This window comes from Streptomyces sp. NPDC040405, assembly GCF_055595765.1.
Genome location: NZ_JBVIVI010000011.1, coordinates 72,504 through 97,005 on the forward strand (window position 1 = coordinate 72,504; position 24,502 = coordinate 97,005).

General features: G+C 72.5%; 18 protein-coding genes. 13 read left to right on the plus strand and 5 right to left on the minus strand.

Annotated elements, in window-relative coordinates; genetic code table 11:
- Positions 1–4 precede the first annotated feature (4 nt).
- Positions 5–4,111: a trypsin-like peptidase domain-containing protein gene (locus ACZ59A_RS35005; RefSeq protein ID WP_470967242.1), complete on the plus strand. Its 4,107-nt coding sequence runs from the start codon at positions 5–7 to the stop codon at positions 4,109–4,111.
- Here the strand turns inward: ACZ59A_RS35005 and ACZ59A_RS35010 are convergent.
- The 3 genes from ACZ59A_RS35010 to ACZ59A_RS35020 form a co-directional block, all read right to left on the minus strand.
- Entirely contained in the window at positions 4,077–4,766 is a 690-nt protein-coding gene (locus ACZ59A_RS35010; RefSeq protein WP_470967245.1) for a gamma-glutamyl-gamma-aminobutyrate hydrolase family protein, read from the minus strand. The two genes, ACZ59A_RS35005 and ACZ59A_RS35010, sit on opposite strands and share 35 nt — an antisense overlap.
- Positions 4,767–4,783: 17 nt before the next feature.
- On the minus strand, positions 4,784–6,262 hold the full coding sequence (gene eat, locus ACZ59A_RS35015; protein WP_470967679.1) for an ethanolamine permease: 1,479 nt from the start codon (positions 6,260–6,262) through the stop codon (positions 4,784–4,786).
- A 126-nt stretch (positions 6,263–6,388) separates the two neighbouring features.
- Complete coding sequence (locus tag ACZ59A_RS35020; protein WP_470967247.1) at positions 6,389–7,132, minus strand: FadR/GntR family transcriptional regulator; 744 nt, start codon at positions 7,130–7,132, stop codon at positions 6,389–6,391.
- Between the two features lie 113 nt (positions 7,133–7,245).
- Here ACZ59A_RS35020 and ACZ59A_RS35025 point away from each other — a divergent pair, with 113 nt between their 5' ends.
- From ACZ59A_RS35025 to ACZ59A_RS35070, 10 genes are all read left to right on the plus strand, one after another.
- Positions 7,246–8,613: a glutamine synthetase family protein gene (locus ACZ59A_RS35025; RefSeq protein ID WP_470967250.1), complete on the plus strand. Its 1,368-nt coding sequence runs from the start codon at positions 7,246–7,248 to the stop codon at positions 8,611–8,613.
- 29 nt (positions 8,614–8,642) lie between these two features.
- Positions 8,643–10,049 (plus strand): aldehyde dehydrogenase family protein, encoded by a 1,407-nt coding sequence (locus ACZ59A_RS35030; RefSeq protein ID WP_470967253.1) that lies wholly within the window; start codon positions 8,643–8,645, stop codon positions 10,047–10,049.
- Between the two features lies 1 nt (position 10,050).
- On the plus strand, positions 10,051–10,839 hold the full coding sequence (locus ACZ59A_RS35035) for a 3-oxoacyl-ACP reductase (protein ID WP_470967255.1): 789 nt from the start codon (positions 10,051–10,053) through the stop codon (positions 10,837–10,839).
- A gap of 400 nt (positions 10,840–11,239) precedes the next feature.
- Positions 11,240–11,902: a GTP cyclohydrolase II gene (locus ACZ59A_RS35040; RefSeq protein ID WP_470967681.1), complete on the plus strand. Its 663-nt coding sequence runs from the start codon at positions 11,240–11,242 to the stop codon at positions 11,900–11,902.
- Positions 11,899–13,587: a WD40 repeat domain-containing protein gene (locus ACZ59A_RS35045; RefSeq protein WP_470967258.1), complete on the plus strand. Its 1,689-nt coding sequence runs from the start codon at positions 11,899–11,901 to the stop codon at positions 13,585–13,587. Before ACZ59A_RS35040 ends, ACZ59A_RS35045 begins: the two co-directional genes overlap by 4 nt.
- A 124-nt stretch (positions 13,588–13,711) precedes the next feature.
- The gene (locus tag ACZ59A_RS35050; RefSeq protein ID WP_470967261.1) at positions 13,712–14,443 is read left to right on the plus strand and encodes an SAM-dependent methyltransferase; all 732 of its coding nucleotides are present in this window, start codon (positions 13,712–13,714) and stop codon (positions 14,441–14,443) included.
- Between the two features lie 37 nt (positions 14,444–14,480).
- On the plus strand, positions 14,481–15,485 hold the full coding sequence (locus ACZ59A_RS35055) for a formylglycine-generating enzyme family protein (protein WP_470967263.1): 1,005 nt from the start codon (positions 14,481–14,483) through the stop codon (positions 15,483–15,485).
- 101 nt (positions 15,486–15,586) lie between these two features.
- Positions 15,587–16,660, plus strand: coding sequence for a bifunctional diaminohydroxyphosphoribosylaminopyrimidine deaminase/5-amino-6-(5-phosphoribosylamino)uracil reductase RibD (gene ribD, locus ACZ59A_RS35060; protein WP_470967684.1), 1,074 nt, complete (start codon positions 15,587–15,589; stop codon positions 16,658–16,660).
- Positions 16,657–17,880, plus strand: coding sequence for a flavodoxin family protein (locus ACZ59A_RS35065; protein WP_470967266.1), 1,224 nt, complete (start codon positions 16,657–16,659; stop codon positions 17,878–17,880). Before ribD ends, ACZ59A_RS35065 begins: the two co-directional genes overlap by 4 nt.
- A complete protein-coding gene (locus ACZ59A_RS35070) occupies positions 17,877–18,614 on the plus strand; it encodes a class I SAM-dependent methyltransferase (RefSeq protein WP_470967268.1) in 738 nt (245 codons plus the stop codon). The genes ACZ59A_RS35065 and ACZ59A_RS35070 overlap by 4 nt, the downstream gene beginning before the upstream one ends.
- A 76-nt stretch (positions 18,615–18,690) precedes the next feature.
- On the opposite strand, the gene ACZ59A_RS35075 is transcribed toward ACZ59A_RS35070, so the two are convergent.
- A complete protein-coding gene (locus ACZ59A_RS35075; RefSeq protein WP_470967270.1) occupies positions 18,691–19,293 on the minus strand; it encodes an NAD(P)H-dependent oxidoreductase in 603 nt (200 codons plus the stop codon).
- A gap of 67 nt (positions 19,294–19,360) precedes the next feature.
- Entirely contained in the window at positions 19,361–20,833 is a 1,473-nt protein-coding gene (locus ACZ59A_RS35080; protein ID WP_470967273.1) for an MFS transporter, read from the minus strand.
- A gap of 68 nt (positions 20,834–20,901) precedes the next feature.
- Between ACZ59A_RS35080 and ACZ59A_RS35085 the strand changes: the two genes are divergently transcribed.
- Both ACZ59A_RS35085 and ACZ59A_RS35090 read left to right on the plus strand, forming a co-directional pair.
- Positions 20,902–21,570 carry a TetR/AcrR family transcriptional regulator gene (locus ACZ59A_RS35085; RefSeq protein ID WP_470967275.1) on the plus strand — a complete coding sequence of 223 codons (669 nt, stop codon included), beginning with the start codon at positions 20,902–20,904 and terminating at the stop codon, positions 21,568–21,570.
- Positions 21,571–21,623: 53 nt separating this feature from the next.
- Complete coding sequence (locus ACZ59A_RS35090; protein WP_470967278.1) at positions 21,624–24,452, plus strand: BREX system ATP-binding domain-containing protein; 2,829 nt, start codon at positions 21,624–21,626, stop codon at positions 24,450–24,452.
- Positions 24,453–24,502 lie beyond the last annotated feature (50 nt).

A 24,502-nucleotide genomic window follows, 5' to 3' on the forward strand; every position in this document is an offset into this window, starting at 1 on the left:
AGCGGTGAGGGGGCTGACGGCCGAGCGGGTGGCCGAGATCATCGTCGAGGCGGGGACGGGGGAGCGCCGTCGCGGCTCGGGCTATCTCGTCGCGCCCGGCAGGGTGCTGACGGCGGCGCACGTGGTGGCGTCGGCGTCGGTTGTACGGGTGCGGTTCGAGGCGGACCGGCCGGGGGAGCGGGTGCTCGAAGCGGAGGTTCGCTTCGAGCACGCGCCCGCCGATATCGCGGTGCTCACCGTTCCCTCTTCGCAGGGGGACGTCCCGGTCACCCGCTTCGGCCGGGTCGGCGAGCGGGACGCGGTGCTGCGGTGCAGTGCGATGGGCTTCCCGGCCTTCAAGATGCGGGACGGCGAGGAGGGGCGTCCGTACCGCGACTCGGAGCATGTGCACGGCACGTGCGCGGTCCTGTCCAACCGGCGCGAGGGCACCCTCGACCTGAGCGTGCCCCCGCCGGACGGCCCCTGGGACGGCATGTCGGGCGCGGCGGTCTTCAGCGGCGGCCGGATCGTGGGGGTGGTGGCCGCGCACCATCACGCCGATGGCGCGGGGCGGTTGGCGGTGAGCCGGGCGGACCGGTGGGCGGAGCGGCTGCCGCCCGCCGAACTGTCCGCCCTCGAACGGGAGCTGAGCACCGCCCTCGCCCACCTCCCGGATGTCCTCCCCCCGTCCGGCCTCGGCCGGATCGAGGCGGGCTACCAGGCCCTGCTGCGGGACATCGCCCCGCCCGAGCTGTTCGGGCGGCGCGAGGAGCTGCGGCAGCTGGTCGACTTCTGCGCGGGCCCCGAGCCGTACCACTGGATCCAGGGCCGCCCGTGGACGGGCAAGACGGCGCTGGTGTCGTGGTTCGCGCTGCACCCGCCGCGCGGGGTGGTCCCGGTGTCGTTCTTCATCACCTCCCGGCTGGCGGGCCAGGCCGACAGCACGGCCTACACCGAGGCGGTGGTCCACCAACTGGCCACGATCGTCGGCCGTGAACCCTCCCCGCACGCCTCGCCCGGGGTCCTCGAGGCCGAGCGCCGCGCGCTGCTGACCGAGGCCGCCGAGCGGGTGGCCGAGGACGGCGGCACGCTGCTGCTCGTCGTGGACGGCCTGGACGAGGACCAGTCCGCGCGCGACGGCGCCACCGGCCCCAGCATCGCCTCCCTCCTCCCGGACCGCCCGCCGCCCAATCTCCGAGTGGTGGTCGCCAGCCGCCCCAACCCCGGCCTTCCGCTGGACGTCAAGGGCGGACACCCGCTGCGGCGCTGCGCCGTGCGCAAGCTGAGCGTTACGGACTACGGACAGGACCTGGAACACGAGGCGCGGTTCGAGCTGTCGCGCGCGCTGGCCGGGGGCGATTTGGAGAAGGAGATCGTCGGACTGCTCGCGGCGGCGCGGGGCGCTCTGCGCCCGGAGGACCTGCGCGAGCTGACGGGACAGCAGCTGTACGCGGTGCGGCACCGGGTGGACGGGGTGTTCGGGCGGATCCTGCGCCGCCGCGGACGCTCGGCACGGCCGGACGAGGAGCGGGGGTATCTCTTCGCCCACGAGACGCTGTTCGTCGCGGCGACGGAGATGCTGGGCCCGGACGTGCGGCCGTACCTGGATCGCATCCATGACTGGGCGGATGAGTATCGGCGGGGTGGCTGGCCGGAGGACACGCCGCCGTATCTGTTGCAGCAGTACGGACGCATGGCGAGTGGCCTCGGCGACATCGCACGGGCCACCGACCTCGCGGTCGATATCCGGCGGCAGGACCGCATGCGCGCGGTGACCAGCAGCGACGCCGTGGCACTCGCCGAGATCCAGGGCGTTCGCGCGATGGTTGCTCGCGAGGTCCCCGACGACCTGGGACGCATGGCGGCCCTGGCCGCGACCGAGGACCTGCTGTCCCGCCGCAACATCTCCCTGCCGTGGAACCTGCCTGTCGTCATGGCACGGCTGGGGCAGCCGCGGCGTGCGGAGGGGCTTGCGCGAAGCGTCTTCGAGCCGTACCACCGCGCTCGTGCCCTGATCGGAGTGGCGCAGACAATGGCCGACAGCGACGGCGCGCGTGCGGCCGAGCTGGCGCGTGAGGCCGTGGCGCTCAACGCCCCCGACCCGTCTCCCGTCGGCCCGGGGGATACCGGGCGGGAGCGGCGCATCACTCAAGCGGCAGCCGTCACGCTGGCTGCTGTGGGCCACGGAGCCGAAGCACTGGAACTCGCCGATGAACGGAACGATGTCAGGGGACTCGAGGACGTTGTGGCCGAGTACTCATTCGACGTGCTGAAGACATTCGTGTCGATCGCCGAGGCCGTGCGCCCACACGACGCGCAGTTGGCCGAACGCACATTGGAACGTGTCCTGGCGAAGACGAAGCCGCCCCTCGGCCTTGGGGCGCAAGTTGCTCTGTATGCCGCGGTCGCGACGGCATACACCGTGGTGCGGCCTGCGCGTTCTGCCGAACTGCTCGACGAACTGGAGGAGTTGGCTCTCCAGACCCCGCCCGACCGGGCAACGGAGCTGTGGCTGGTCGCCCGGGCGCTGCGCCATGAACGCCCGGAGTCCGCCGCGCGGCTGGCGAAGACGGCGAGGACCCGTGTCGGGGCTCTTCTGGAAGTGCGCAGCACGGGCGCGATCGACGAGACCGAACGGGTACTGCGTGTCCTGGTCGACTGCGGGCTCCCCCAAGAAGCGCAGGACCTGGTCGATGCCCACCCCGAGATCGGGCAGAGCGCTGTCGCTGTCGTTGCCAAGGGCTGGGCGCGCTCGGGAGACGCCCATCGGATGTGGCAAGTTCTGCGGGCGGCGTACCGTCCGGGCATCCCGCCTGGCGTCCTTTCCTCCGTGGCGGGTGAGCTGGCCGCCGCCGGTGCGTTGGACGAGGCGGAGCGGGTCGTGGCGGACATCGACGTCCCCCCATTCGCGGCGGAGACGCTGGCCACCATCGCGGAGCACATGGCCAATCGCGACCCCGTTCGAGCTGCCCGACTCCTGGAGACGGCGCTGGAGACGGCGCCACGGTCCCTCGCCGGGGACCGTGGGGTCGATCAGAGACTGCAAGCGCTGGTCGGCGCGCTGGCCATCAGCCATGACTTCTCGCATGCCGAACGACTGGCACGGTGGCTCGACAGCCCGGCGGAACGTGCCGAAGCGTTGGCCACTCTGTCCATTGGTCTCCATGCGACCGATCCTCCAGGTGCCCGGAGGCTGGCCGAGGAAGCAATGGACGAGGCGACCAGCATTGACGACGGTTCGTTCCACGGACCCTCGTACAGCATGCGGACCGTCATGCGGGCCTTGGCCATCATCGGCCTGCGCACAAAGTGGATGAAGCTCTTCGACCACTTCGAAAACGATATGCCCCAAGAGGTGCCCCCCGCGTTTCTGGCCGCCTTGTGGGAGCACAGCCCCAACGAGGCGGAACCCTTGGCAGAAGAGGCGGAGCGCTGGCTGAACGCACCGGATGCCCTATGGGGGCACACGGACCTCGAAGCCAGGACGAAGGGGTACGCGGAACTTGTCGTGGTGATCGGGGCACAGACGCCGGAGCGGGTGCCGCCCTTGCTCGGGCCCCTGTGGGACGCGATGACGATGAGCGGTCCCTGGTTCCGGTTCTTGAGCGCCGAGACCTATGTTGCCGCGAAACTCCTGGTGGGAGGGTTGGATCCGGACCAGCCACAGCGGCTGCCGGACATCGTGGACCAACTGGACCTCGACGTATACAGCTCTCCTGGCCCCGGCCCCCAGGGCTTTGTTGCCTTGGTGTACGCCGCCTGCGGCGATTACGAGCGGGCCGAGGATGTGCTGGCGCAGATCGATGACGACTGGGCCGAGCCCTCCGTACGCGGGGCAATGGCCGCGACAATCCTCGGGCTGCCGTGGCGGCCATCGCTCGAACGCGACAAGTCGGCCCTGGTCAGGGGGTGCGTCGACCTGCTCATGCCGCGCCCCCCGGCAGATGCCGACCGCATCGCCCGCGCCCGCGAGCAGCTGCGCCGGGCGCTGATGTGCGATGACGGCTGGCACCACGCCCTCCCCGTCCTCGCCCACCTCGACCCGGACGCGGTGCGCCGCGTCCGGGACGTGGTGTTCGCGCATCTGGGGCTGGAGGTCAGCGACCCGCCGCCTCCACCAGCGCCCGCATGACCCGCAGGTCGTCGCCCGCCTCCGGGTGCCACTGGACGCCCAGCACGAAGCCGTCCGACGACGGCATCTCCACGGCCTCCACCGTCCCGTCGTCCGACGCGTACGCGCTGGCGATCAGGCCCTCGCCGAGGCGGTCCACCGACTGGTGGTGATAGGTGGGCACGGAGAGGGGTTCCGGCAGGGTCTTGGCCAGCAGCGTGCCGGGGACCGGCTTGATCTCGTGTCGTTCGAAGACGCCGGGCGGGCCCGCGTGGGCGTCCAGGTGTTGGTGGAGGGTGCCGCCCAGTGCCACGTTGAGGAGTTGGTGGCCGCGGCAGATGCCCAGCAGGGGGACGCCCGAGGACAACGCGGCCTCGATCAGGGCCAGTTCCCACGCGTCGCGCTCCCGCGCGGGCGGGCCCGTGCGCGGGTCGACGGGCGCCCCGTACCGTACGGGCTCCACGTCCGGGCCGCCGGAGATCACGACGGCGTCGAGGCGGGAGACCACGGCGGCCGCCGACCCACCGGCGGGGTCCGGGGGCAGCATCGCGGCCAGGCCCCCGGCGCGCTGGACGAGTTGGTGGTACCCGGCCGGGAGCAGCGCGGCGGGGAGGTTCCAGACGCCCCAGTGCGCCGTGGCTTCGAGGTAGGTGCTGATGCCGATCAGAGGGGGCACGTTCGTTCCGTTCTCTTTCAGTCGCGGGACAGTTCCGCCTCGGCCTCCGCCAGCGCCGCGAACTCCTCCTCCGGCGCCGACGCGACCAGACGGTGGCGGCTGTAGAAGGCGAAGTAGGCGAGCGCCACGGCGTAGACGCCGAGGGCGATGAAGGCCGCGTCCTTGTCCACCAGGAAGGTGGCCAACAGCGCCGCGCAAGCCAGGACGAAGGCGATGGACGAGGTCACGACGCCGCCGGGGGTGCGGTACGGGCGGTCGAGCCCCGGCTCGCGGCGGCGCAGGACGATGTGGGAGAGCGACATCAGGGCGTACGAGATGGTGGCCCCGAAGACCGCGACGTTCAGCATCCGGGCGCCGTCGCCCGACCACGCGGCGAGGCCGAAGCCGATCGCGCCGGGGACGAGCAGGCCCAGGTAGGGGGCCTTGCGGCGGCTGGTCAGGGAGAGGAAGCGGGGCAGGTAACCGGCCCGGGAGAGGGCGAACAGCTGCCGCGAACCGGCGAAGATCAGGGAGAAGAAGGAGGCGACCAGACCGGCCAGGCCCGCGTAGTTCACGACGCGGGACAGCGTGGTGGCCTCACCGTCCGGCTGCAACGCCTCGACCAGCGGGTTGCCCGCGTCCTGCACGGCGTCCGGGCCGCGGGCGCCGGTGGCGGCGAGGAAGGTGAGCAGGGCCAGGAGCAGCAGGATGCCCATCGAACAGGCCATGGCCTTGGGCAGGGTGCGCGCCGGTTCGCGGGTCTCCTCGGCCGCGAGCGGGACGCCCTCCACGCCCAGGAAGAACCACATGCCGAAGGGGAACGCCGCCCAGATGCCGAGCAGGCCGAACGGCAGCCACGAGTTGGCGCCGAAGGCCGAGTGGTCGACCGCGATGTTGTTCAGCGAGCCCGAGTCGAAGTCGGTGAAGGCGGCGATCGCGAAGATCAGCAGCGCTGCGACGGCGATGGCGGTCACGACGAGGCTGAACCGCAGCGCCTCGCCCACGCCCCACAGATGGATCCCGATGAAGATCGCGAAGCAGGCGAGATAGACCGGCCAGCCCGACTCCAGGCCGAAGAGGCCGAGCGATTCGACGTAGTCGCCGATGAAGATGGAGATGGCGGCGGGCGCGAGGACGTATTCGATGAGGATCGCCGTGCCGGTGAGGAACCCGCCCCAGGGGCCGAGGGCGCGCCGCGCGAAGCCGTAGCCGCCGCCCGCGGTGGGGAGGATCGCGGCCAGCTCGGCGAGGGCGAAGACCATGCAGGTGTACATCAGGCCCATGAGCACGGCGGCGATGGCCAGCCCGCCGAAGCCGCCCTCCGCGAGGCCGAAGTTCCAGCCGGAGAAGTCGCCGGAGACCACATAGGCGACGCCGAGGCCGGTCAGCAGCAGCGGACCCGCGCTGCCGCGCCGCAGGGTGCGCCGCTCCAGATAGCCGGAATCACCGGGATCACCGGATGAGCCGGACGAGCCGGGATCGGGGGAGGTGCGGGCGGTCTCGGTTCCTTCGGCCATGTCAGCCATGGGCACTCCTGGCTTCGCACGAGAGGGGACAGGCGCAAACGGGGGTGGGGATTGGTGTGGGGGCATACCTTTGCCGCAGGGGGAGGGTCGGCGCAAGACCCTCCGCCGAAAAAGGCGTTACCGCAGGAACCCGCGCAGCAGCGCCGCCGTGCCCTCGCAGTGCTCCCGCATCACCTCGCGCGCCCCGTCCGCGTCCCCGTCCAGCACCGCCTCGACCAGCGCACCGTGCTGGGCCTGCGAGTGCTCCAGGTTCCGCACCAGCAGCGGGATGCAGTCCAGCAGGTCGTTGACGGTGGCGCGGACGGCCGCGTACTGGGCGGCCAGCGACGGTGAGCCCGCCAGCTCCGCCAGGGTCAGATGCAGCATCGTGTCCAGCCGCCGGTAGTCGGCCAGCGGGGCGTCGCGCGTCGCGTCGAGGGCGGTGCGCAGCCGCGCGGCCTGCGCGTCGTCCAGGCCGTGCGCGGCGCACAGCCCGGCCGCGCCGACCTCCAGCACCTCCCGGAAGCGCAGCGTGTCCTCGACGTCCACCGCCTCGACCCGCCGCCGCAGCTCGTCCTCGCCGCCCGCGCCCGTCTCCGGCCGGGCCCGTACGAAGGTGCCGCCGTACCGGCCGCGGCGGCTCTCCACGATCCCCTGGTCCTGGAGGACCTTCAGCACCTCGCGCAGGGTCACCCTGCTGATCCGCAGCCGCTCCGCCAGCTCGCGCTCGGCCGGGAGGCGGCCGCCGTGGGGGACCAGCCCCAGCCGTACGACCTGGAGTATCTGCTCCAGCGCCTCCTCGAAGCCGTTCCCGGCGCGCACCGGGCGCAGCACCGGCGCCAGCCGGTCGCCACTCTCGCCCCTGCTCTCGCTCCCGCTCATGGAACCGTCCGCACCTCCTTCCCAATCAATGGTCTGCGGTATTACCTTAAGGCCACCCCCGAGCCCCCACACCCGCCCGAAAGTCCGAAAGTCCGAAGCCAGGAGGCACCACCGTGGCAGACCGCACGCCCCCGCTCTCGGTCGACGAGCTGACCAGGCTCGTCGCCGCCGGGGAGATCGACACCGTCGTCCTGGCCTTCACCGACATGCAGGGCAGACTGCAGGGCAAGCGGTTCGCCGCCCGCTTCTTCCTCGACGATGCCCTTGAGCATGGCACCGAGGGCTGCAACTACCTGCTCGCCGTCGACACCGACATGAATACCGTCGGCGGCTACGCCATGTCCTCCTGGGAACGCGGCTACGGCGACTTCGCCCTCCACGGCGACACCGCCACCCTGCGCCGCACCCCCTGGAACCCCGGCACCGCGATGCTCACCGCGGACCTCTCGTGGCACGACGGCTCGCCCGTGGTCGCCTCCCCGCGGCAGATCCTGCGCCGCCAGCTCGACCGGCTCGCGGAGCGCGGCTGGACCGCGTACGCCGGGACCGAGCTGGAGTTCATGGTCTTCCGGAACACCTATGAGCAGGCGTGGGACAGCGCCTACCGCGGGCTGACCCCCGCCAACCAGTACAACGTCGACTACTCCATCCTCGGCACCGGCCGCGTCGAGCCCCTGCTGCGCCGCATCCGCAACGAGATGGGCGCCGCCGGGATGACCGTGGAGTCGGCCAAGGGCGAGTGCAACCTCGGCCAGCACGAGATCGCCTTCCGCTACGACGACGCGCTGACCACCTGCGACCAGCACGTCATCTACAAGACGGGCGCGAAGGAGATCGCCTCCCAGGAGGACATGGCGCTCACCTTCATGGCCAAGTACGACGAGCGCGAGGGCAACTCCTGCCACATCCACCTCTCGCTGCGCGACGAGGCCGGACACCCCGTGCTCGCGGACGACGACGACCCGTACGGCATGTCGAAGACCATGCGCCACTTCCTGGCCGGGCAGATGGCCGCGATGCGCGACTTCACCCTCCTCTACGCACCCAACATCAACTCCTACAAGCGGTTCCGGCCCGGTTCCTTCGCGCCCACCGCCGTCGCCTGGGGCCCGGACAACCGCACCTGCGCGCTGCGCGTCATCGGCCACGGCCAGGCGCACCGGTTCGAGAACCGGCTCCCCGGCGGCGACGTCAACCCGTACCTCGCCGTCGCCGGAATGGTGGCCGCCGGGCTGTACGGGATCGAGCAGGAACTGGAGCTGCCCGAGGTCTGCACCGGCAACGCCTACACGGGCGACGCCGAACACGTACCGACCTCGCTGCGCGACGCCGCCGACCTGTGGCAGGCCAGCCCCATAGCGCGGGCCGCGTTCGGCGACGAGGTGGTCGAGCACTACCTCAACATGGCCCGCGTCGAGCAGGAGGCGTACGACACCGCCGTCACCGACTGGGAACGCTTCCGGTCCTTCGAGCGCATGTGAACCACCCAGTGGATGTGAGGAACCACCCCGTGAGCACCGAACACCCCCACGAGCACGACATCCTCAACCCGGCGACCGAGGAGGTCATCGCCACCGTCCCGGCCGCCACGCCCGCCGACGTGGACGCCGCCGTCGCCCGCGCCGCCACCGCCCAGCGCGGCTGGGCCGCCCTCGCCCCCGCCGACCGGGCCCGGCTGCTGCGCCGCTTCGCCGCCACCGTGGACGACCACATCGAGGAACTGGCCGCGCTGGAGGTCCGCGAGGCGGGCCACCCCGTCGGCAACGCCCGCTGGGAGGCGGGCAACGTCCGCGATCTGCTGGAGTACGCGGCCGGGGGAGTGGAGCGGCTGAGCGGCGCCCAGATCCCGGTGGCCGGGGGCCTGAATGTCACCTTCCACGAACCGCTCGGCGTGGTCGCCGTCATCGCGCCGTGGAACTTCCCGATGCCGATCGCGGGCTGGGGCACCGCGCCCGCCCTCGCCGCGGGCAACGCCGTCCTCCTCAAGCCCGCCGAGACCACCCCGCTGACCGCCCTCCGGCTCGCCGAACTCGCCCTCGCCGCCGGGCTGCCCGAGGGGCTGTTCCAGGTGCTGCCCGGGGCCGGTCCGGTGGCCGGGGCCGCGCTGGTCGAGCACCGGAACGTGGCCAAGGTCGTCTTCACCGGGTCGACGGCCGTCGGCAAGGAGATCATGGCGAAGTGCGCGGCGGGCGTGAAGCGCGTGACGCTCGAACTCGGCGGCAAGAGCCCCAACATCGTCTTCGCCGACGCCGACATCGAGGCGGCGGCGAGCGCCGCGCCCGGCTCGTTCCTCGACAACACCGGCCAGGACTGCTGCGCCCGCAGCCGGATCCTGGTCCAGCGCCGCGTCTACGACCGGTTCATGGAGCTGCTGGAGCCCGCCGTGCGGTCCTTCACGGTCGGCGACCCGGCCGACCCCGCCACCGCCATGGGCCCGCTGATCTCCGCCGCGCAGCGGGAGCGCGTACGGTCCTACGTCCCCGAGAACGCGCCCGCCGCCATCCGCGGCGAGGCCCCCGGCGGCAAGGGCTTCTGGTACCCGGCCACGGTCCTGGAGGCCACCGCGCCCGGGGACCGCACCGCCGTGGAGGAGATCTTCGGACCCGTCGCCGTCGTCCTCCCCTTCGAGGACGAGGCCGACGCCGTACGGCTGGCGAACGCCAGCGACTACGGCCTCTCCGGCTCGATCTGGACCCGTGACGTGGGCCGCGCGCTGCGCGTCTCACGCGCCGTCGCCGCCGGGAACCTGTCCGTCAACTCGCACAGCAGCGTGCGCTACGCGACCCCGTTCGGCGGCTACAAGCAGTCCGGTCTCGGCCGGGAGCTGGGCCCCGACGCCCTGACCGCCTTCACCGAGACCAAGAACGTGTTCATCAGCACCGAGAACAGCACCGAGAACAGCACCGAGGAGCAGTGACATGAGCGAGACCGAGACCCCCGTGTGCCGCCGCCTGGTGGGCCGTACCGCCGTCATCACCGGAGCGGGCAGCGGCATCGGCCTGGCCACCGCGCGCCGCTTCGCCTCCGAGGGCGCGCGCGTCGTGTGCGCCGACATCGACGAGTCCGCGGGCAAGGCCGCGGCCGACGAGGTGGGCGGGCTCTACGTCCAGGTGGACGTCACCGACCCGGAGCAGGTCGAGGCGCTGTTCAAGACCGCGTACGACACGTACGGCTCGGTCGACGTGGCGTTCAACAACGCGGGCATCTCGCCACCCGACGACGACTCGATCCTCACCACCGGCCTCGACGCCTGGAAGCGGGTCCAGGAGGTCAACCTCACCTCCGTCTATCTGTGCTGCAAGGCCGCGCTCCCCTATATGCAGCGCCAGGGCCGGGGTTCCATCATCAACACGGCCTCCTTCGTGGCCGTCATGGGCGCCGCGACCTCGCAGATCAGCTACACCGCGTCCAAGGGCGGGGTGCTGGCGATGTCGCGCGAGCTGGGCGTGCAGTTCGCGCGCGAGGGCATCCGCGTCAACGCGCTGTGCCCGGGGCCGGTCAACACCCCGCTGCTGAAGGAGCTGTTCGCCAAGGACCCGGAGCGGGCGGCGCGGCGTCTGGTGCACGTACCGGTGGGGCGGTTCGCCGAGCCGGAGGAGATCGCGTCCGCGGTCGCCTTCCTGGCCAGCGACGATTCGTCGTTCATCAACGCGGCCGAGTTCCTGGTGGACGGCGGTATCGCGGGGGCGTACGTCACACCTGTCTGATCTCTGGGCACATCCCTAGTCACATCTCCGGGCGGCCGCGTCATCGCCGCCCGGCCATACCCCGGTAACCGGCGCGCCAGATAGCCTGGCCGACCGGTTGCCTTTTTTGTGTCCGGAATATGCCCGAGGCAAGCAATCGGCAACGGGGCGCGCGATTTCGGGCGTCATCGGACCGGTGGGCCCCCGGCCGCCCGGGGCCTGGGGAAATCTCCTTCGAGGGGCCTTCTGGCACAAGGGATTCGGTGGCCAGTATTCGGTGGCACGCGCAAAGCGTTTCGGTCTCCGTATCGGTGCGTCCCGAGTCGTGCGCGGCAGTTGCCGTTGTGCATGCTGAGCACTGCGTGGCGCTGCCTTACCCCCACGGCGGCGCCGTTTCCACGGGAGGGACGAAGCCTTGTCCATCACGTCAAGCGGTGAGAACTCGCCTGAGAAAATCGAACCATCAGTGTCGGCGGCACTGATCCGAGCCCGGGTCGAGGTCCCGGTGCGTTTGGCCAACGGCGAATGGCACACCGCAGAAACGATCACATTCTCCGGGCTCGGTGACGGGCAGGAGCACATCGCGGTGTCCTTCGCTCCCAGGGCGGAGATCCCGCTGGTGAGGCTCCATTCGGAGTGCCTGACGGGTGATGTCTTCGGCTCCGGCCGCTGCGACTGCGGGCCCCAGCTCGCCGAGTCGCTGCAACTGGCCGCCGAGTCGGGGGGCATCCTGCTCTACCTCCGTCAGGAAGGGCGCGGCATCGGTCTCTACAACAAGCTCGACGCCTACCGCATCCAGGACGAGCAGGGTCTCGACACGTTCGCGGCCAATCGCGAGCTGAACTTCTCGGACGACGCTCGCGATTACCGCGCCGCCGTACAAATGCTCCACACCCTGGGTGCTACCCGGATCCGGCTGCGTACCAACAATCCTGACAAGGCGCGGCAGTTGAGCGCCCACGGGATCAACATCGAGGAAGTCATCCCGACCGGGATATTCAAGACGGAACGCAATCATGGCTATCTGCGCGCCAAAGTCGAACACAGCGGGCACACCATCGCCCTCGTAGGGGAGTCCATATGATCCAGCATCGAGGTCCGATCAGCGGCATCGCCGCCTGGCAGGCCGAGTACGTGGCCACCGCCGGATACGACAACCAGGTCATCTGCTGGGACCAGAGCACCGGCCGGGCCCTGGCCCGGGCCTTCCACGACCACCTGGCCAACCAGTGCGTCTTCTCGCCGGACGGCCGCTTTCTGCTCACCTCGTCGAGCGACTACACGGCCCGGCTGTGGACCGTGCCGGACCTGCGCCTGCTGGCCGTGTTCTCCGACCAGGAGGACGACGTGGAGATGTCGGTGTTCCACCCCTCCAGGGAGCTGGTGGCCACCGCGTCCCGCGATCACCGGGTGCGGGTGTACGACTTCGCCGGCCGCCTCGCCCTCACCTTCGCCGGGCACACCGCGGACGTCATCTCCGTCGAATGGGCGCGTGACGCCGACGAGCTGATCTCCTCCAGCGACGACGGCACCATCAAGCGCTGGTCGCTGGAGACCGGCGGGATGACCGCCGACCTGGACATGGACGGGGTGGAGACCGACACCATCGCCATCTCCTCCGACGGAATCATCTTCGCGGGCAACGACGACGGCCAGATCATCGTCGTGGGACCGGAGGAACGGACCGTGCTGCCCGCCCACGAGGCGGGCATCAAGCGCCTGGTGCTGGACGACGCCCGCGGCCTGCTGGTGAGCCTCAGCTACGACCGCACCATGCTGCTGTGGAACGTCTCCTCCGGCCTTCCCGAGCTGCTCGACACCACGGCGCTGCCCGACGACGTATGGCCGCGCTCCTGCGCGTTCGCCGGGGGCTCGCGGCTGGTCTTCGCCACTTTCGGGGCGCGGTACCGCGGGTACGACTACGAGGCGCGGGCCTGGGACACCGACGTGGTCCCGCCCACCGGCGGAGTCAACGCCGTCCTGCCCATCGCGGACGGCACCGTGCTCACGGTCGGCGATGCGGGGATGGTGCGCGAGGACGGAGAGCTGGTGGCCGAGACGGGCAGCCTCTGCAACTTCCTCACCCCGCTGGGCGGTCTGGTCCTCTCCGGGGGTCAGCTCGGGAAGGTCTTCGACGCCTTGACGGGGCGTGAGCTGTACCAGCACCGGTCCCCGCTGAACTGCGGGGTCGCCTTCGAGCGCGAGGGCGAGCGCTACGCGGTCGTGGGGTCGTACACGGGCGAGGGCCTGCTGCTGAAGCTCCGCGGCGACGGCGAGGTCGAACATGTCATGGACCTGCCATTGCATACCAATGCGGTCAAGGGAATCGCGGTGTCCGGGGACTATCTCTTCTCCGTCGCCGCCGATGCCTCGGCCACCTGGTACCGCATCTCCACCCTGGAACGGGCCGCCACCATCGACGATCTGCACGAGAAGATCGCCAACGGCTGCGCGGGGCTGGGCGACGGCTGGTTCGCCAGCGTCAGCCGCGACCTGAAGCTGCGCATCTGGGACCCGGAGCTGCGCGCGGAGGCCCTGCCGACGCCGCACACCCACTCCATCAAGTGCGTGGCCGCCTCCGATGACGGCCGGGTGGTGGCCACCGGCAGCTACAACGGCCTGGTCGCGCTGTACGACCGGGTGGACCGCACCTGGCGGGAGAAGGCCAAGCCCACCACGGCCGGGATCTCCTCCCTCGCGTACGACGCCGTGAACAAGGCGTTCGTCGCCTCGTCCTACGACGGTCAGGTGTACACGATCGGCGTCTGAACCGCGGACGTCCCAGGCGTGCCGGGGAAGCGCGGGCTCGTCCCGCCTTCCCCGGCTCCATGCCCGCGGCCCCCACGCGGGATCTCCAGCCAGTGGCTCTTCCAGGACAGGACTTGGCACCACGATGGACAGGTACGAGATAGCCGACGCGTACACGATCGCCCCCGCACAGGCGCCGCCGCCCGACCGGTCGGCCTACCACGCCGTGCTCCACTCCGACTTCGAGGACCATTACGCCGACGGACGCGACGTGTGGACCACCGAGCGCGCCATGCGGGAGACGCCGCTGCTGCTGATGCGGGCGCTCGGCGGGACCGCGTCCGGCGATGTCGGCGATGTCCCGGACGCTCTTCATGTGCTCGACATCGGCACCGGACACGGCCGCGACGCCGCCATCCTGCTCGACCACGGGCACCGGGTCACCGGGATCGACATCGTCACCTCCCCCGAGTGGCCGGCCGTCTCCGCGGGCCGGTCCGACCGGGCACGCTTCCTCACCACCTCCGTGACGGAGCTGGCGGGCGAGGCGGAGTACGACGCCGTCCTGGACAACGGCTGCCTGCACCACCAGCACCCCGACGACTTCCCCGCCTATCTGGGGCGGATCCGCGCCCTGCTGCGGCCGGGCGGGCTGTACACCGTCTCCGTGTTCCAGTCGGCGGGCGAGCGGGGACGGCTCTTCGTCAACGAGGGCAGCCGCCTCTACCAGGAGTTCACCACCACCGAACTCACCGACCTCGTCACCGCGCACGGCTTCGCACCGGTCACCTCGCACCTGGTGCCGCGCACGACGCCCGGCCTCAACTATCTGGTGGGCACGTTCCGCGGCACGGATCCCGGCCAGGTGCCGTGCTGACCGCAGGCCCTTCCCCGCTCACGGACCGGAGGCTCCCGTGACCACCAGCCCACCCCCCACCGCTTCGTCCGCGGTCCTCGCCAACCCCAACACCCTGTCCGACCGGGCCGCCATGGGCCTGCCCGACACCTTCGCGGCCCGCCTCGGCCCCTGGCCGCTGAGCGACCACCGCGATCTGCTCGCCGCCCCCGCCGATCTGCTCGTCGCGGTCGCGGAGGACCCGTCCCGGTCCTTCGCCCGGCGGTACGCCGCCGGGACCGTCCTGGGGCTCATCGGCGACCCGCGCATCCGCCCCGACGATCCGCCCATGGCCGACATCCCGGCGGCCCGCGCCCGGCTCGGGCTGGCACCGGAGCTGGTGGCGGACGTCACCGGCCGCTGGCGCCACGCGGGGGTGGAGGAGGACTGGATCGCCAAGGAGTGCCCCGTCCACGAGAGGGACCTGGCGGCCTTCCGTATCGCGCTCCACCCCGTCACCAACGACGAGTACCGCCGTTTCCTCGAAGACACCGGCAGCACTGCGCTGCCCACGTCCTGGCGGTTCGGCAGCTACCCGGAACCGCTCGGCAACCACCCCGTGTGGACCGTGCCCGCCGAGGCCGCCGACGCCTACGCGGCCTGGCTCGCGCACCGCACGGGCCGGGGGTTCCGGCTGCCGACGGAGGCCGAGTGGGAGTACGCGGCCGCCGGTCCCGGGGGTCACGAGTTCCCGTGGGGCGACGAGTTCACCGCCGACCGGGCCAACACCGTCGAGCACGGCCCGCTGACCACCACCCCCATAGGGGTGCACCCGGCCGGCCGCTCGCCGTTCGGCCCGCACGACATGGCGGGCAACGTCGAGGAGTTCACCGCCGACGACTACCGCCCGTACCCGGGAGGCGCCGACATCGCCGACGACCTGGCGCTCAGCCGCGGCACCTACCGCATCGCCCGCGGCGGCAGCTTCACCCGCTTCGGCGATCTCGCCCGCTGCCGCAGGCGGCACGGATGGTACGAGCGCGACATCTACGCCATGGGCTTCCGGCTCGCGGAGACGCCGTGACGGCCGGGGACGCGGTGACGGCCGCGGACGCCGTGACGGCCGCAGACGCGGTGACGGCCGGGGACGTCACGGCGCGCGTCTCGCCCGCCGAGGAGACCGCCATGCGCCGGGCCGTCGAACTCGCCGCCGTCGCCCTGGGCCGCACCAGCCCCAACCCCGTCGTCGGCTGCGTCGTCCTCGACCCGGCCGGACACCCGGTCGGCGAGGGCTTCCACCGCGGCGCCGGACAGCCGCACGCGGAGGTCGAGGCGCTCATCGCCGCGGGCCCCCGGGCGCGGGGCGCCACCGCCGTGGTCACCCTGGAGCCCTGCGCCCACCAGGGACGTACCGGGCCGTGCGCCGAAGCCCTGCTCGCCGCGGGGGTCGCCCGGGTCCTGTACGCGGTGCCCGATCCGACCCCCGGGGCCTCGGGTGGCGCCCGGCGGCTGCGCGCGGCCGGGGTGGAGGTCGTTCCCGGTGTGCTGCGCGCGGACGCCGAGCGGGTCAACGAGCTGTGGCTCACCGCCGTCCGCCGGAACCGGCCCTGTGTCACCTGGAAGTTCGGCGGCACCCTCGACGGCCGGTCGGCGGCGCCGGACGGCACGTCCCGGTGGATCACCGGGCAGCCCGCGCGGGAGGACGTACACGCCCTGCGCGCCGCGCATGACGCGGTCCTGGTGGGCTCCGGGACGCTGCGCGCCGACGACCCGCATCTGGGCCTGCGCCACGCGGTACGGGGCGACCCGCCGCTGCGGGTGGTGCTGGACCGTACGGGTGCCATCCGGCCCGGCGCACGCGTGCTGGACGACGCGGCGCCCACCCTCGTGGTCGTCGGCCACGGCACACCGCACCCGCCGCTGCCGGACCCCCACGAGGTGCTGGAGGTGCCCGCCACCGGTGACGGGCTCGACATCGCGGCGCTGACCGGCGAGCTGTACCAGCGCGGTGTGCGCTCGCTGCTCCTGGAGGGCGGGGCCGGGCTGGCGGCGGCCTTCGCCGCGCGGGGCCTGCTCGACCGGGTGGTCGCCTACGTGGCACCCATGCTGCTCGGCTCCGGAGGCCGCCCGGTGCTCGACGGCTTCGGAGCGCGGACGCTGGGCGAGGGCCTGCGGCTCCAGCTGGACGAGGTGGGCCGGATGGGCGACGACGTACGGCTCGTGCTGCGCGCCGAGCCGCTGCCCGGGGAGGCGGGATGAGCCCCCGGGTCGCGGTCATCCACCACAGCAGGCACGGCACCATGCGCGCCCTGGCCACCCTGGCCGCCGAGGGAGCCCGGGCCGGGGGTGCGGCGGTGCGGCTGCTGCGGGTGGCGGAGGTCGACCCGGCCGACACGGCATGGCCGGAGCGCGTCGCGGAACCGGAGGACGTGCAGTGGGCGGACGGCCTGGTGCTGGCCACCCCGACGTACTTCGGAAACGTGTCGGCCGCCTTCAAACGGTTCCTGGAGACCACCAGCCCGCTGTGGCGCCAGGGGCTGCTGGCCGACCGCATCGTGACCGGCATGACCGCCGCCACCTGCACCCACGCGGGCCGTGAGGCGACCCTGCTGGCACTCCATCAGACCGCCTTCCACTGGGGTTCCTGGGTAATCGGCCCGGACCCGGCCGACCCGCTCTTCGGTCCCGCGGGCGGAAATCCCTACGGCCTGTCCGCGGACAGCCGCCCGGAGTCGGCGGGCGCCGAAGTGCGCTGCGCGGCCCGGAACGTGGGCCGCCGGGTGGCGGACCTCACCGCCCGGGTCGGCCCGCCCGCCGCCGGCCCGCTCCGCTCAGCCGTACCCGGTCCGGTGAAGGTGACCGTGGTGCACTGCGCGGACGACCCCCGCACCCGGCTGATGGCGCGGCAGTGCGCGGCCGGTGCCCGCTCGGTCGGCGCGCGGGTGCGGCTGCGGCGGGTCGGGGACCCGGGGCGCCACCCGGAACCGGTGGCCGCCACCGCCACGCGGGAGGACGTGGCCTGGGCGGACGCGGTGGTCTTCGGCGCCCCGGCCCGGCTGGGCTGCATGTCCGCGCGGCTGCTGGACTTCGTCCAGTCGCTGGCGTCCGACGGCGGGCGGGGACCGCTGTGGGGCAAGCCCGCGAGCGGGTTCGTCACGACCGCGCTCACCCACGCGGGCAGCGAGTCGGCGCTGCTCGCCTTCCACCATCTGCTGCTGAACAGCGGTGCGGTGGCGGTCCCGCCGGGCTTCACCGACCATGCCGTCTTCGAGGCGGGCGGGAATCCGTACGGCACCTGCGATGTGCGGAGCGCGAGCGCGGCACCGACCGGCGCGGCCCTGGCGGCCGTCGCGTACCAGGGGCGGCGCACGGCGATGGCGGGCGACCTGCTGCGCCGCCCGGCCACGGCCCCGCGACCCGGCCCGGGCCAGTGGGCCGGGAGCAACGAGAACCGGAAACCCGAGAGGACCGCACCATGACCACGCTGCAATACGACGAGATCGGCGAGGAGTACGAGGGCGTCAAATCGCTGCCGATGGCGCGGTACCCGGAACGGGCCAGCTTCCTCGGGATGCTCGGCGACATCCGGGGCAGGTCCGTGCTCGACCTGGCCTGCGGTACGGGCTTCTACACCCGGCAGCTCAAGCGGCTCGGCGCCGCGGAGGCGCTGGGGGTCGACATCTCCGGGGAGATGGTGGCCGCCGCCCGCGGCATCGAGGAGCGCGGCCCGCTGGGGGCGCGCTACGAGGTGTGCGACGTCACCGAACTGCCGCCCCCCGAGCGGCCCTTCGACCTCGTCACGGCCGTCTATCTGCTCAACTACGCCCAGGACGCGGCGGCGATGGAGCGGATGTGCCGCGGCGCGCACCGGAGCCTGGCGCCCGGCGGTTACTTCTACGCGCTCACCCAGGACCCGGACTTCCGCTTCGACGGACCGCCCACCGACAAGTACGGCTTCCGGTACCGGGCGGAGGGGGAGAACGCGAACGGGCCGCTGATGCGCATCACGGCACTCCTCGACCCGCCGGTCGAGTTCGTCGCGGGCTGCCCGCCCCATGAGGTCTACGAGCGGGCGCTGCGGGCGGCCGGTTTCGGCCCGGTGGAGTGGGTGCCGCTGACGGTGCCCGCGGAGGGGGAAGCGGCCCTGGGGACGGCGTTCTGGACGGACTTCCTGGCCAACCCGCCGCTGACCATGCTGCGCTGCCGCGCCTGACGGGGCGGCTCGCCGGAAACACGCCCGCGCCCCGCCGCTGCCGAGCGGCGGGGCGCGGGCGCGTGGGGTCCGCGGGTCACAGCCAGGGCAGGAAGTCCTCCCCGGGCCGCCGCGGGGACGAGGCGGCCCGGGCCGCCGTCTCGGTCTGCCGGATGTGGAGTAACAGCCGCACGGCCACGGTGGGGTCGGCGATGAACACCCGGCCGCCGGGCTCCTCCCGCAGGAGCTGCCCGGCGTGCCGCACGATGGTGCGCGGCCCCACGCTCCGGCACGCCGAGCCGAGCAGCAACTGCTCGACGTCGGTGAACGCGTCCGGATCGGGGGCGTCTTCCGCGGTCGTGGTCAGCACGGCCACCGGCTTGCCCGCCATCGGGGATCCGGCCGTGGGCCATACGAGCCAGTTGAGGGCGTTGAGCAGGCCCCCGGGCGGCATGGCCGACTCCTCCGGTACGGCGAGCACCAGCGCGTCCGCCGCGGCCGCCCGGGCGCGCAGGGTCCGGACCTCGGCGGGCAGCGCGTCCCCGGGGTGGTCGCCGTGCGGCGGCAGCCCGTCCCGTACCGAACACACGTCCCATCGCAGGCCGCCGCAGTCAGGCGCCGCGAGCGCTCGCAGCAGCGGCTCCCCGAACGGGTCCGTCTCCGTTCCCGCGCAGAGCCCCAGCAGGTGAATGAGGTTCACGGTCGTCTCCTGGTCTTCCCCGTTGTGTCTTCCCGTCGGGCCGTCCTACGAGGGTGCCGGGAGCCCGTCAGGCGGACCCGGCCGGGGCGGGTGCGGCCCGGAGCCGCCGGGACAGGAGCATGCCGACCAGCGAGAGGACCGCGGTGAGCCCGAAGACCCCGAACAGCGCCGCACGAGTGCCGACGTCGTAGTGCTGCGCGATGGCGATGGCCGCCCCGCCGAGCCCCGCGATCACACCGGTGGCGAGGGTCTGGGCGAGCTGCAGCGCGCCACTGATCTCGCCCTGCCGCTCCGCCGGTGCCTGTTCCATGGTCTCGGTGGTGGAGGCGTTGAACGCGATGCCCATGCCGATGCCGCCGATTCCCCATCCCACGATGGCGAGCCAGCCCGGGATCGAGGCGGTGAGGATGACCAGCGCGATGACCGCCACACCGGCCAGCAGGACGGCGAACCCGAGCGCGACGCCGCCGGTCCGGCTGGCCTGCCCCTTGCCGTCCCGCTTCGCCTGCAGCGCGGAACCCAGCACCCAGGTGATCGCGCCCGCGGACAGCCCCAGACCCGCCGTGGCGGAGGACATGCCGTGCAGATCCTGGAGGCCGAGCGGCAGGAACGCCTCGCTGCCGAAGTACGCGCCGCACAGCAGGCCGCGGATGACGGTGCCCGCGCCGAGCCCGGCGCGCGCGGTCAGGGTGCCCTCCGGGGTCACCTGGCGCAGCGCGGGCAGTGCGATGGCCACTCCGAGCAGGGAGAGCGGGACGAGCAGGGCCAGGTTCTCCAGCAGGAGCGCCTGCAACAGCAGACCGGTGCCCGCGGTGAGCAGGACGGCACCGGCCAGCGGCCCCTTCCACCACGGCAGGGCGGGGGCGGTGTCCGCTGTCGCGTCGTCCCCGGTGCGGTTCAGGCGGCGCAGGCCGGGGAGGGTCAGCAGCGCGGCGACGGCGATGATCGGCAGCATGAGCAGGAACACCGCGCGCCAGGTGGTGTGGTCCGCGAGCGTGCCGGTGATGACCGGGCCGATGAGGGACGGGATGGTCCACGCGGAGGAGAGCAGCGCGAACATGCGGGCCCGCAGGTGCGCGGGATAGGCGAGCCCGATGACCGTGTACGCCATCGCCATGACGGCGCCGACACCGAGCCCCTGGGCGAACCGGCCGAGCAGGAACAGCGGCCAGGAGGTGGCCGATCCCGCCACCGCGCAGCCCACGGCGAAGACGAGCATGCCGCTCGCCGCGGGCCGCCAGGGGCCTCGCCGGTCGGCGGAGCGGCCCGCCAGGACGGTGCCGATGATGTTGGCCAGCATGAGCGCGGACAGGCCCCAGCCGTAGGCCCCGAGGCCGTCCAGTTTCCGGGCGATGCCCGGCAGCACCGTGGCCACGCCGAGCGATTCGAAGGCGACCATGCTGACCGAGAGGATCACGCCGAGCGTCAGGGCCCGGTACGGACCCGCGAAGACGCTCGCCGCGGGCCGGGGTTCGGCCGTGCCCGGTGGCGCGAGGGGCTCTTCTGTGGCGTCCGTCGTCTTGTCGGCCTGCTGGGCCATGTCCTCACTCCTCGCCGCGATTTACATTCCGTTCCGGAACGGAAGTGAACCATATCTATACTGCTGCCATGGCGAAACCCCCCGAGGCACCGGCCCCCGCCGAGGAATCGGCCAGCAGTCAGCGCTCCGGCAGGCCGCGCGACGCCCGCATCGACACGGCCGTGCCCGGCGCGGTGATGGAGATCCTGGACGAGGTGGGCTACGGGAACCTGACCCTGGAAGCGGTCGCCGCCCGTGCCGGTACGAGCAAGCCCGCCCTGCGCCGCCGATGGCGGTCCCGTCAGCACCTCGTGGTGGACGCGCTCGCCGCGCACATCGGCACCGAGCCCACCCCCGACACCGGCTGTACGCACTGCGATCTCATCGCCGGGGTGAGTACCCTCGGGCACGCGGCCACCACCGCCGCGATGGGGCGGCGCGTACTCCCGGCCCTGGTGGCCGACATCGCCGGGAACCCGGAGCTGGAGGCGGCCTTCCTGGAGAGGTTCTTCTCCCCCCGCCGCGCGTCGACGGCCGAGGCCCTGAGGCGCGGGGTCAACCGGGGCGACATCCGGGCCGACGCCGATATCGATTTGCTGTTGGACATGCTTGCGTCGACCACGTATTACCGGATGCTCTTCGGTCATCTGCCCGTCACGGCAACCCTTGCCGAAGATGTGGTCGAAGTCGTCCTCGCCGGGGTAGCGACTGATCAGTGGCACATCCGGCACGGGCACAAAGGGAGTCTCCGCACATGAACAACTACGGGAGCGCGCCCGGGCGTCCTGACCGCGAGGGATGAGGGATTGCTTTGCTGGGCCGAGAATGCGAAGTGTCAGCCCTTGAGGGGGCCCTGGGTTCGGCGGCTTCCGGTATGGGAGTCAGCCTTCTGGTGGAAGGAGACATGGGCACCGGCAAGTCCCACATGCTGCGCACCGCGTTAAGAATCGCGCGCGGCAAGGACTTCGAGGTGATCTCCGCCCGCGCCCGGCAGCCCGAACAGGCCCTGCCGGGGGGCGTACTGCACCAGGTGCGGGACCAGGTGCTCTCGGTCCGGGGCGGATCCGGCTTCGGCCCGTCCGGTCCCGCCGAGACAGCGGCCGTCACCACGCACCGGCTGGTCGTGGCGCTCGCCGACGCCACACCGCTGCTGGTGTGCGTGGACGACCTGCAGTGGACCGACTCCGACTCGCTCCACTGGCTCGGCCACCTCATGGCACGGCTCGAAGGGCTGCCCATCGTGCTGCTGTGCACGCTGGGGCGGGACTACGCGCACCCGAGGGACGGCGAGCAGCGCACTCCGGGCACGGCCACGCTGACCGATGTCGTCTCCGGCTTCCATCAGCGTCTCCTGCTCCAGGGGCTCAACGACGACTGCGTCGGCTATCTCCTCGCCCGCAATTTCGGCGAGCCGGTGAGCACGGACATCGCCCGGGCCTCTCGCGATGCCACCGGTGGGAACCCCCTGCTTGTCCAGTCGCTCCAGCGCGAACTGCGGCGCAGCGGCACCGGCCTGGCCGAGCTGTCCGCCGAGCGCGTCGCCGACATCGGTTCGGTGGAGGTGGCGGACACGCTCGTCTCCCGTATCGAGCCGTGGTTCCCCGGTGCGGGACGGGTCCTGGAGGCCGTCGCCGTCATGAGCCCGGTCAGCCACTGCGCCGTCGTGGCCCGGCTCATCGGCGTCACCTCCGAGCAGGCCGCCGACTTGCTGTACACGTTCGTCCGCTGCGGGATCCTGGTGAAGACCGCGGCGGGCGTCGGCTTCGGCCAGCCCATGATCCGGGCCTCGTTCCTGATGGCCATGCCCCCCAGCGAGCGGGCGCGGCTGCACGCGGAGACCGCCAGGGTGCTGCACGAGGAGGCCGCACCCTGCGACGACATCATCGGGCATCTGGTGGCCGCCGCGCCGATCGGGGAAGCCTGGGCCTGTCAGCTCCTGGTCGGCGCGGCCGACGCCGCCCTGGCCGAGGGAGACCTCAAGAAGGCCAGGACCTGCCTGGAGCGTGCCCTGGACGAATGCGGCCCGGCCGAGCAGGCCGTACTGCTGAGACGGCTGGGCCACGTCGTCCTCATCGACGACCCCGACGCGGCCATCGCCTCGCTCCGCGGCAGCCTGCGACTCCTTCAGGGGGCGGGCGAGGAACGGGTCCTGGTCCTCCTCCATCTCCTCCAGGCCATCGTGCTGACGGGCGACATGGCCGAGGCGTCGCGCGTCGCGGATGCCGCCCTGACGGAGCTGGAGCACGATGACGCCGCCATGGAGTCGCGCCGGGCCGTCGCCGCCGCGGCGGGGGTCCTGGCCCTCATGCGGGAAGGAGGAGCGCGGCCGGTGCCCCCGGAGGTGAACACCGACACCAGCCGCGTCCCCTGGGTGAGACGCCTGGAGGCGGCCTGGCTGGCACTGAGCGCCCAGTGGCGCGGCAGAGGGCGGACCGAGGCCGTGCGCTGGGCGCGTCTGGGGCTCGGCCAGACGTCCGCCCAGGTGCACGCCCACGTCCTGCCGCGGCTGTGGCTCGTCCTCGCCCTCTTCTACGCGGGTGAACAGGCGGAGGCGGTGGAGAAGTGCCGGTCGATCGTGGCCCAGGCGACCGCCGCGGGCTCCAGCACCATGGCGGCGCTGGCCCGCTCGGTGCTGGCCGAGTGCGCCTTCCGGGCGGGCCGCATCGAGGAGGCCGCGGCGGAGGCGCGCGAGGCGCTGGAGTACGGCCGTGGCCGGTTGTGGCTGGGTTCCGCGCAGGCCCGCTGCTGGCTGGGCGGCATACTCCTCGAATCGGGCGAGGTCGGCCAGGCACAGGAACTGCTCGCCGACGACGGGGCCTTGAGCAGCACCCCGGAGGTGCTGAAGCCCACGCTGCTGTTCCACCGGGGGCGGCTGCAGATCGAAGTCGGGTGGACCGCCGCGGGGCTGGCCGATCTGGAGGAGTGCGGGCGGCAGCTGTCCCAGCGGGGCTGCCTGAACCCCGCCGTGTTCCCCTGGCGGTCCGAGGCCGCCCTCGCCCACGCACAGCTCGGCGACCCCGCCGCCGCCGACCGGCTGGCGCGTGAGGAGCTGGACCTCGCCCGCGAATGGGGGGCGCCGACGGCCATCGGCGTGGCCCTGCGCGCGCTCGGACTGCTGGCCCGCGGCGACCAGCGGACCGCCCTCCTGGTCGAGGCGGTCGGCGTGCTCCGGGAGGCCGGGGCGCCGCTCGAAGAGGCGCGCGCCATACGGGACCTCGGGCGCGAACTCCTGCGCACCGGAAAGGCCCGGCAGGCCCGGGCCGAGCTGCGGACGGCCCTGGGGCTGGCCCAGAAGTGCGGGGCGGACGGGCTCGTGGACACCTTGGGCCGGGACCTGGTGGAGGCGGGCGCGAGACCGCGCCGCGGTACCGAGATCGGGCTGGCGTCGCTGACCCCGGCCGAGCGCCGGACCGCGCTGCTCGCCGCCCGGGGGCTGACCAACAGGGAGATAGCCAACCGGCTGTATGTGACGCGCCGCACCGTGGAGATGCACCTGAGCAGGGTGTACCGGAAGCTCTCGATCTCGGACCGGCGCGATCTGTCCGTGGTGACCTCCGACGAGAGCTCCGCGCCACCCACCCTCGCCCCGGCACCCGCGCGCTCGGCGGTCGTACGGCCCCTCATCCCCAGGGTGAGGTGATGACCTGTCGGGTCCGGCGGGATCCGGTGTACGGACCCGACCCATGGCCA